This window comes from Terrisporobacter muris, assembly GCF_024621905.1.
Taxonomy (GTDB): Bacteria; Bacillota; Clostridia; order Peptostreptococcales; family Peptostreptococcaceae; genus Terrisporobacter; species Terrisporobacter muris.
On the sequence record NZ_JANKBY010000130.1, the window covers coordinates 1 to 9,679 of the forward strand.

The following is a 9,679-nucleotide window of genomic DNA, read 5'->3' on the forward strand; positions in this document are numbered from 1 at the left end:
AATTTAAACCAATACAGACAATTAGTTTAAAAACAAGTTTTAGAGTGTCCAATGGTGGAAAGTTATGTTTAGGATACAACACCTGTATAAGTGAATATGGCCAAGTTTTCATAGGTAATAGTGGGGAGTTATATATAGGAGATAGAGTATATTTTAATAGAGGTTCATTTATAAGTTGCCAAAGCAAAATACATATAGAAAAGAATTGTCAATTTGGACCTGATGTAAAAATAATTGATAATAATCATAAATTTTCAAAAGAAGAAGGCGTTTCTACTACAGAGCATTCTTATGGAGAAATATTTATAGGTGAAAGTTCATGGATTGGTGCAAATGTAGTATTACTTAAAAATGCTAAGATAGGTAAGAAATGCGTTATAGGAGCTGGATGCGTAATTAATCAAGAAATACCTGATAATTCTATTGTTACTTTAGATAAGAATAATATAGTTATTGATAAAATAATGGAGAAAAACTAATGAAGAAAGATATATTAATAATTATGCCATCGATGTTTATTGGAGGTGCAGAACGAAGTTTAATAGGGCTATTGGATTCTATTGACTACATGAAATATAATGTAGATTTATTTTTAAATAGACATGAAGGCGAGTTTATGAGTTTAATCCCAAATAAAGTTAATTTATTACCTAAAATAGATGAATATACAACATTTGACAGACCTATAAAAGATATATTATTCAGTAAAAACTTTAAATATGGTATTGCAAGATTAAAAGCAAAGCTTGATGTTAGAAAAAATATAAAGTCAGGAAATGAAGGTAATGTATGGAGTTCTATGCAGTTTATATCAAATAGGATAGTTCCATTATTGCCAGAAATAGATAAAGAGTATGATTTAGCTATAAATTTTTTAGGTATTTCGGATATACTTGGTCAGAAGGTAAAAGCTAAGAAAAAATTAGCATGGGTTCATACGGACTATAGCAAGTTAATACCAATTAAGAAATTTGACATAGATACATATTCAAAAGTTGATTATATAGTAAATGTTTCAGAAATTTGTGAGAAGCAATTTTTGAATATATATCCAATGTTAAAGAATAAGAGTTTAATTATAGAGAATGTTTTAGCTGAAAAATTTATTATTTACCAATCAGAACAAGAAATAGATGATAATAATTTTATTAAAAATGAAGATGAAATAAAGCTATTATCAATAGGAAGATTTACCGATGCTAAAAACTTTGATAATGTACCAAAGATATGTAAGCATATCTTACAAAAAGGAATTAATGTAAAGTGGTATATTATAGGATATGGAACAGATGAAGCTTTTATAAAAAATAAAATAGAGCAAGAGAATATGCAAGATAATGTAATCCTATTAGGTAAAAAAGAAAATCCATATCCATATATAAAGGCTTGTGATATATATGTACAACCTTCAAGATATGAAGGTAAGTCAGTATCTGTAAGAGAAGCTCAGATATTAAATAAGCCAGTTATTATAACTAACTTTGAAACATCCAAAAGTCAATTAACTGATGGATTTGATGGAATTATAGTACCTATGGATAATGATGGTTGTGCAGAAGGTATTTATGAAGTAATCAAAGATAAAGAGCTTCAACAAAGATTAATTGATAATACAAAGATGACAGATTATACAAATAAGCAAGAGTTAGAAAAAATTTATGCATTATTGGAGGATTAGATATGGATGGTCAAAATATACCAAAGATAATACATTATTGTTGGTTTGGAGGTAAAGAAAAGCCATCCAAGGTTCAGAAATGTATAGATAGTTGGCATAAATATTTAATTGATTATAAATTTATGGAATGGAACGAGAGTAATTTTGATATAAATTGCAATGAATATGTAAAACAGGCATATGAGAATAAGAAATTTGCATATGTGAGTGACTATGCTAGGATTAACGCTTTGTATCAATATGGTGGGATATATATGGATACAGATGTAATAGTGTATAAGTCTTTTGATGATTTGCTTGATAATAAGTGCATTTTAGGATTTGAGGAAGAAAATTATATAGCTACTAGTTTTATGGCATCTATTCCAAAACATGATTTGATAAAAGAATTTATTGATAGATATGATGGTATTAAATTTTATAATGGTGATAATTCATTAGATTTAACTACAAATGTTCAAAGATTAACTGATATATTGGAAAATAGAGGTTTAATTAGAAATAATCAATATCAACAAATTGGTGATATAAGTATATATCCTCAAGAGTATTTCTCACCTTATGATTATGGAAATTGTATTAGAAAAAATACAAAGAATACTTACTGCGAACATTTATTTTTGGTAAGCTGGCTACCTTGGACTACTAAAGTGAAAAAGGCAGTTAAGAAAATTATTATCCCCGTAATAGGTAAGAACAATATGAATAAATTGAGAAGTTTAAAAAATAGGAGTTAAGAGAGAATGGCAATGAGTGCATTAATAAGTGTAGTAGTTCCAGTTTATAATGCAGAAAAGTATTTGGATAAGTGTATTCAAAGTATAATAAATCAAAAATATAGTAATTTAGAGATTATACTAGTTGATGATGGATCTAAAGATAATAGCTTAGAATTATGCAAAAAATATGCTGAGAGTGATAAAAGAATAAAAGTAATACATAAAGAAAATGAAGGCGTTTCCACAGCTAGAAATTCAGGTATTGAAGTAGCTAGTGGAGATTTTATAGCATTTATAGATAGTGATGATTATATTGATGAGAATATGTATTTTAATATGATGCAAAAAGCAAGTGAATATGATTGCGATTTAGTTATGTGTGATTGTTATAAGGTTAATAGTGATAAAAAAGAAGTATTTACACATGACATAAGATCTGGATTCTATAATAAAGAACAGCTATATAGTGAATACTTTGATAAATTGCTTATGATAGATTCTATAAATTATCCCCCAACAATAACAAATGTAGTAATGCTAATAAAAACAGATATTATAGAAGCTAATAAACTAAAATATAAAGAAGTCATTAAATTCTCAGAAGATTTATTATTTGGCAGCCAAGTTATGTATTATGCAAACAGTTTTTATTATTTAAAAGGTGAATGCTATTATAATTACATCAATAATCCAACATCTGCAACTAACACATATTATGAAAAAAAATGGGACAATTTTATTAGTCTTTATAAAGAGATAAAAGCTTTCTTTGAAGAGAGAAAAGACTTTGATTTTTCTAAACAGATATATTATTGTATACTATTTTTTATATATAACTCAGTTGGAAATATATATGCTTCTAATAAAAAGTTATCTTACAAGAAGAAAGATATATTAAAGATATTAAATAATAAAGAAGTCAGAGAAATGTTTGATCATATAGACATAAAAATCTTGAATATAAGTAAAAAACAACAATTAATTACATATTGCTACAAATATAAGATTTTTATACCAGCTCTTATACTTTATATGAGTAGAAAGTAATTGTATGGGAGGGATTTATATAAAAAAAAGATTATTATTTGTAAATGGCCATCTGAATGTGGGTGGAGTTGAGAGATCACTTGTGGATTTACTCAAATATATTGATTATGATAAATACGAAGTAGACTTAGTTTTATTTGAAGAGTTAGGTGATTACATAGATGAGATTCCAAATGATGTAAATGTAATATTTTATGATTTGACAAAGACATACGGCTCATTTTTAAAATGTATTTTAAATAATTTGAAAAATAGAGAAGGAAAGTATGCATTTATAAGAATTGTATTCTATTTAGAAAGAATTTTTGGAGCGAAGGTGAAGAAATTACTGAAGCCTTTATTCAAAAGTTTAGGTAAATACGATTGTGCCATTGCATATAGAATTGGAATATGTACAGATTTCGTAGCATACGTTGTGAATGCAAAAAATAAGGTAACATGGTGGCATCATGGAAGTTATGACTACAATGAAAAACAGACTAAAGCAATTGAAAATGTTTATAAAAACTTTAATCATGTAGTATCAGTGTCTGGAGGATGTAAGAAGATGATATTAGATAATGTCAACATTCTAGAGGATAAGGTTGTGGTTATTCCTAATGTAATAGATTTCGATAATATATATAATAAGTCACTAGAGAAGGTTGATGATGATTTATATGATAAAGACTATGTAAATATAGTGAGTATAGGTAGATTATCTCCAGAAAAAGGAATGGTTAATTGTGTATTTGCTTGTAGAAAACTGATTGATTTAGATTATAAAATAAAGTGGTTTTTAATTGGAGATGGTGAAGAATATGAAAAAATTAAGCATGAAATATTGATAAATGATTTAGAGGATAAAGTTTACTTGTTAGGAAGAAAAAAAAATCCTTATTCATACTTAAAAAATGCAGATGTTTATGTTCATCCATCTTATGTAGAGTCCATGTCGATAACTGTTTTAGAGGCTATGTGTTTGGACAAGCCATTGGTAGTTGCAAAATCAATAGGTCCTTTGGAGTTTATTAAAAATAAAGAGAACGGAATTTTAGTAAACCCAGATACGGAAGGATTAGTATATGGAGTAAAAAGTTTATTAGATGATATTAAATTATATAATAAGCTAAGTAAAAAAGATTTAAATGTATTAAAAAAATATACATTTGAAAGTGTTACTTTAAATGTAGAAAAATTGATAAATAAAATTTGAGACAAATAAGGGAGAAAGTTATGAAGAACTGTTTTTTATATTCTCACGGTGGAAGTGGAAACCATGGATGTGAGGCTATAGTAAGAGGAACACAAAAGATAATAGGAAGAGATAATATGATGGTTTACTCTCTTAATAAAGAAGAAGATAAGTTATATGGATTAGATAAGGTAGTTAATTTAGGTGACCTAAGAATAAGCTATGGCAAATATAATTTAAAAAGAGTGCTAGCATCTTTAAAAATAAGATTATTTAAAGATGCTAGCTATGCAGAGAGAATCCCATTTGATCACTTATTTGATAAATATAGTTCAAATGACTTAGCTATATCTATAGGCGGAGATAACTACTGCTATGATAGTTATGAAGCATATGAGATATTAAATAGAAATTTTAATAAAAATGGAACAAAGACAGTTTTATGGGGATGCTCTGTTGAGCCTAAGTTTATAGACGAAAAAATGGCAGAGGACTTAAGTAGATATTCACTTATAACAACAAGAGAAAGTATATCATATGAAGCTGTTAAAAAAGTGAATAAAAATACAAAATTAATACCTGATCCAGCATTTCAACTAGAAAAAATAGAACTTCCATTACCTGAAGGATTTGAACTAAATAATACTATAGGAATAAATATGAGCCCTATGATAATGAGTTACGAGACATCAGGTGGTTCAGCTATGAAAAATTATGAAAACTTAATACAACATATAATTGATACTACTGATATGCAAATTGCATTAATACCTCATGTAGTTTGGCAACAAAATGATGATAGAAAACCACTTAAAGTATTATATGATAAATTTAAAGATACAAATAGAGTTATTATGCTAGGCGATTATAACTGCATGGAGCTAAAAGGATTTATATCAAGATGTAGAATGTTTATTGGAGCTAGAACTCACTCAACTATTGCATCGTATTCTACATGTGTACCAACACTAGTAATTGGATATTCTGTGAAAGCGAAAGGGATAGCTAAAGATATATTTGGAACATATGAGAATTATGTATTACCAGTTCAAACATTATCGAATAAAGATGACTTGATAAATGCATTTGAATGGATGAAAAATAACGAAGATGAAATGAGAAAACATTTAGAAAACTTTATGACATCATACAAAGAAAAAGCATTACAAGGTAAAGTTGAAATAGAAAAATTACTAAAGTAATTAAAAAGAGTATTTTGGAGTTTGATTATGAAAGATTTAGTATCAATATTAATACCTTGTTTTAATGGAGAACAATTTTTAGAGAGATGTTTTAATTGTTTATTAAAGCAGACTTATCCAAAAATACAAATAATATTTGTAAATGATGGTTCAAGTGATGATAGTGAAACAATAGTCGATAAATTTAAACTTAAACTAAATCAAAGGGGATTTATATTTAAATATATTTATCAAGAAAATGGGGGAGCAGCATCAGCTATAAACACTGCTTTGAAATATGTAGAAGGAGAATATATCATGCTTTATGATGTGGATGATATTATATTTCCAAAAGCAGTGGAATCTAAGGTTGAATTTTTAAAAGATAACCTTGATTATGATATGGTAAGAAATAACGGATATTATGTAAATGATGGTGATTTAGATAATATAATTGCTTTATTTGCAGATAGTTCAATTGAAAAAAATAATGAACATATATTTGAAGATTTAATTTTAGGAAAAACAAATAACTGGCCTGCAAGCTTTATGGTTAGAACAAAATCTTTATTTGAACATATTCAAAATAAAGAGATTTATATATCTCAATTTGGACAAAATTTACAAATTATGTTGCCAGTTGCCTATTTTGGTAAATCTGGATATATTGATGAACCTCTAATGAAATATATAAGACACGATAATTCTCACTCTGCTTTTACTAATCATGATAAGAAATTAAGACTAATGAATGGATATGAAGAAAATAGAGTAGAAATAATTAAGCAGTTAGATATTCCAGAAAGAGAAAAACAAAGATATTTTGAAATGATATCTACATTGTACAATAGAATAAGAATGTCAATAGCATACGAATCGAATAATATTGAATTATTAGAAAAAGAGTATCAAGCATTAGTAGATAAAAATGAAATTACAAAACAAGATAAAGTTCTATATAGAAGAGTTAAAAATAGATATTTTGATAATTTATATTTGAATTATTATAGAGTTATTAATAAATTAAAAAGGATGGTACATAAATGATAAAAATAGAAGAAAAACATATGTGTAGTGGGTGCCATGCTTGTGATAATATATGTCCGAAAAAAGCTATTAGTATGGATATAGATGAAGAAGGATTCTGGTATCCAAACGTAGATAAAAATAAATGTGTGAATTGTAATTTGTGTAAAGATATATGCCCAATTATAAATGATAAAAACTTTGTGAGTATGAAAAAAGCCTATGGATGTTATAACCTAGATGAAGATATAAGGCTAAAAAGTTCTTCAGGTGGAGTATTTTCTGCATTGGCATCAAGTGTAATTGCGAAAAATGGTGTTGTATTTGGTGCTAGGTTTGATGAAAACTTTAATGTTGTACATGATTATATTGAAACTATAGAAGAACTTAGTGTATTTAGAGGATCTAAATATGTTCAAAGTAATATAGGTGAAAATTTTAAAATAGCTAAGAAATTTTTAAAGAGTGGCAGACTTGTATTATTTTCAGGTACTCCTTGCCAAATAGGCGGGCTTAAAGCTTATTTAAGAAAAGAGTATGATAATTTAATTACAGTAGATTTAATATGTCACGGTGTACCATCACCTATGATTTGGCAAAAGTATATTGAAGAATTATCTAATGGTAAAAAATTAACTGATATGACTTTCAGAGATAAGTCAAAAGGTTGGAAAAATGGAGTTTTAAAATATACATTTAATGATGGAAGTGAGATAACAGAAAAATATGGAGAAAGTTTATATATAAAAGGTTTCATAAAAAATTGTTATTTAAGACCATCTTGTTATGCTTGTCACTTTAAGACTTTAGATAGATGTAGTGATTTAACACTTGGAGATTTTTGGGGTGTTGAGGATTCATTACCTAATATAGATAAAGATAGTGGTGTATCATTAATAATGGGACATAGTGATAAAGGCTATAAAGCACTTGAGGATATAAAAGAACAGATATATTCTGAAGAAGTTGATATCGATAAATCAATAGTATTCAACACATGTGCTATTGAATCTGTGAAGAATAGCAAAAGAAAAGACTTTTTCAAAATTATGGAGAGTAATAGTTTAGAGGAAAGTATAGATAAAACTATAGTTAATGAAGCAGTTAAAGTATCTTTATTTAGTAAATTAAAAAGTAAGGGCAAAAGAGTTTTAGTGTATATATATAATCACTTATATGATATATACATAGAACTATCATATAGAAGATATGAGATATTAAATATATTTACAAATAAAATAGATATTATGACGATAGAAGAATCTATTGATTATATTATAGAAAATAAATGTTCACTAAGTCGTTTTGGGGATGGTGAAATGAAATTGATTTCTAGAGAAAGAATAGATTTTCAACAATATGATCAAAGACTAAGTAATAAATTGAAAGAATTATTACAAAGTGATGAGGATAATCATATAGTAGGTATACCAGATGTTTTTAAATCTTTAAATAAATATCAAAATGAAGCTAAGTTCTATTGGAAAAGGCATATATGGAAATATGGACATTCTTGGTTTGGACTTATAAATAAAAAGAAAAAATATTTAAATTCTTTTATAAGTAGGTGCTATATGATTTTTAATAAAAAGGATAATTCTAAAAAGTATTTTGATAAGATAAAAGAAATTTGGAGCAATCGAGATATTATTATTATAGAGGGAGAAGAAAGTAGACTTGGAATTGGAAATGATTTATTTGACAATACAAAATCTATAAAAAGAATTCTTGCACCTAAAAGAGATGCTTTTGATGTATATGACGAAGTATTAAAGTATGTAGATAATAATATAGAAAAAAATAAGTTGATTCTATTGGCATTGGGGCCAACAGCTACAGTGATGGCGTATGACTTAGCTAAACTAGGCTATCAAGCTATTGATATAGGGCATATAGATATTGAATATGAGTGGTTTTTACAAAAGACTAAGAGTAAGATAGCTATAAAAACTAAATTTGTAGGAGAAGCAAAAGATGGTCAAAATGTTGAAAATATTGAAGATGTAAAATATTTTGAAGAGATTATGGCTAGGATTTTAGAATAAGGGAGGAATATATATGCCTTTAATAAGTATTATAGTCCCCGTATATAATGTAGAGCAATATATAAGGAGATGTTTAGATAGTTTAATTAATCAGACATTTAAAGAAATAGAGATAATTCTAGTAGATGATGGTTCTACAGATAGTAGTGGTAGAATTTGTGACGAATATGCCAAAATTGATGATAGGGTTAAAGTTATACATAAGGAAAATGGAGGATTATCTGATGCTAGAAATAAGGGAATAGATATAGCACAAGGAGAGTATATTGGATTTGTAGATAGCGATGACTTTGTATCATTAGATATGTTTCAATATATGTACAGTTATAATGATATCAAAGCTGATATAGTATCGTGTGAATATAAAAAAATTTATGATAATAATAAGATTAACACTAGAGATAAGAGTAAAAAAATTAATGTAAAAGAGTTTAATAATATAGAGGCATTAGAAAATTATTTTGGTGAATACAGTGATAAAAGAGAAATTCAAGTTGTTGTATGGAATAAAATATATAAAAAAGAGTTATTTGAAGACATAAGATTTCCTTTTGGAAAATTATATGAAGATGGGTATGTTACATATAAATTGCTATATAAAGCGAAAAAAATTATACATTTATATGAAGAACTATATTACTATTTTCAAAGAGAAGGAAGTTTAATTAGAAGTGAGTTTTCTTTAAATGTACTTAAGTCATATGATGATAGAAGAGAAATATTTAGATTTTTATATGATAAAGTTCCAAGTATTAATAGCAAGTCAGCACAATTATATATAAATAAATACTTGGCACTATATAAGATCG

The 9,679-nt window shown here is 26.6% G+C and carries 9 protein-coding genes; all 9 read left to right on the forward strand.

Features of this window, described 5'->3' with window-relative positions:
* Window positions 1-479 (forward strand): acyltransferase (locus NSA58_RS10995; protein ID WP_257560460.1); only part of this gene is annotated, 479 nt, incomplete at its 5' end.
* Window positions 479-1,678 (forward strand): glycosyltransferase, encoded by a 1,200-nt coding sequence (locus NSA58_RS11000; protein ID WP_074429350.1) that lies wholly within the window; start codon window positions 479-481, stop codon window positions 1,676-1,678. The genes NSA58_RS10995 and NSA58_RS11000, both read left to right, overlap by 1 nt.
* A 2-nt stretch (window positions 1,679-1,680) precedes the next feature.
* The gene (locus NSA58_RS11005; RefSeq protein WP_074429351.1) at window positions 1,681-2,415 is read left to right on the forward strand and encodes a glycosyltransferase family 32 protein; all 735 of its coding nucleotides are present in this window, start codon (window positions 1,681-1,683) and stop codon (window positions 2,413-2,415) included.
* Window positions 2,416-2,421: 6 nt separating this feature from the next.
* The gene (locus tag NSA58_RS11010; RefSeq protein ID WP_079764734.1) at window positions 2,422-3,444 is read left to right on the forward strand and encodes a glycosyltransferase family 2 protein; all 1,023 of its coding nucleotides are present in this window, start codon (window positions 2,422-2,424) and stop codon (window positions 3,442-3,444) included.
* A gap of 4 nt (window positions 3,445-3,448) precedes the next feature.
* On the forward strand, window positions 3,449-4,639 hold the full coding sequence (locus NSA58_RS11015) for a glycosyltransferase (RefSeq protein WP_257560461.1): 1,191 nt from the start codon (window positions 3,449-3,451) through the stop codon (window positions 4,637-4,639).
* A 20-nt stretch (window positions 4,640-4,659) separates the two neighbouring features.
* Entirely contained in the window at window positions 4,660-5,820 is a 1,161-nt protein-coding gene (locus tag NSA58_RS11020) for a polysaccharide pyruvyl transferase family protein (protein WP_257560462.1), read from the forward strand.
* Between the two features lie 27 nt (window positions 5,821-5,847).
* The gene (locus NSA58_RS11025) at window positions 5,848-6,846 is read left to right on the forward strand and encodes a glycosyltransferase family A protein (RefSeq protein WP_257560463.1); all 999 of its coding nucleotides are present in this window, start codon (window positions 5,848-5,850) and stop codon (window positions 6,844-6,846) included.
* Entirely contained in the window at window positions 6,843-8,870 is a 2,028-nt protein-coding gene (locus tag NSA58_RS11030; protein ID WP_074429355.1) for an SP_1767 family glycosyltransferase, read from the forward strand. The genes NSA58_RS11025 and NSA58_RS11030 overlap by 4 nt, the downstream gene beginning before the upstream one ends.
* Before the next feature lie 13 nt (window positions 8,871-8,883).
* The coding region (locus NSA58_RS11035; RefSeq protein ID WP_257560464.1) for a glycosyltransferase family 2 protein at window positions 8,884-9,679 on the forward strand (796 nt) is incomplete at its 3' end.

Bases quoted from the DNA above. Each gene is read 5' to 3' on its own strand.
- NSA58_RS11000 (WP_074429350.1), top strand. From the start codon at position 479: ATGAAGAAAGATATATTAATAATTATGCCATCGATGTTTATTGGAGGT.
- NSA58_RS11005 (WP_074429351.1), top strand. From the start codon at position 1,681: ATGGATGGTCAAAATATACCAAAGATAATACATTATTGTTGGTTTGGA.
- NSA58_RS11010 (WP_079764734.1), top strand. From the start codon at position 2,422: ATGGCAATGAGTGCATTAATAAGTGTAGTAGTTCCAGTTTATAATGCA.
- NSA58_RS11015 (WP_257560461.1), top strand. From the start codon at position 3,449: ATGGGAGGGATTTATATAAAAAAAAGATTATTATTTGTAAATGGCCAT.
- NSA58_RS11020 (WP_257560462.1), top strand. From the start codon at position 4,660: ATGAAGAACTGTTTTTTATATTCTCACGGTGGAAGTGGAAACCATGGA.
- NSA58_RS11025 (WP_257560463.1), top strand. From the start codon at position 5,848: ATGAAAGATTTAGTATCAATATTAATACCTTGTTTTAATGGAGAACAA.
- NSA58_RS11030 (WP_074429355.1), top strand. From the start codon at position 6,843: ATGATAAAAATAGAAGAAAAACATATGTGTAGTGGGTGCCATGCTTGT.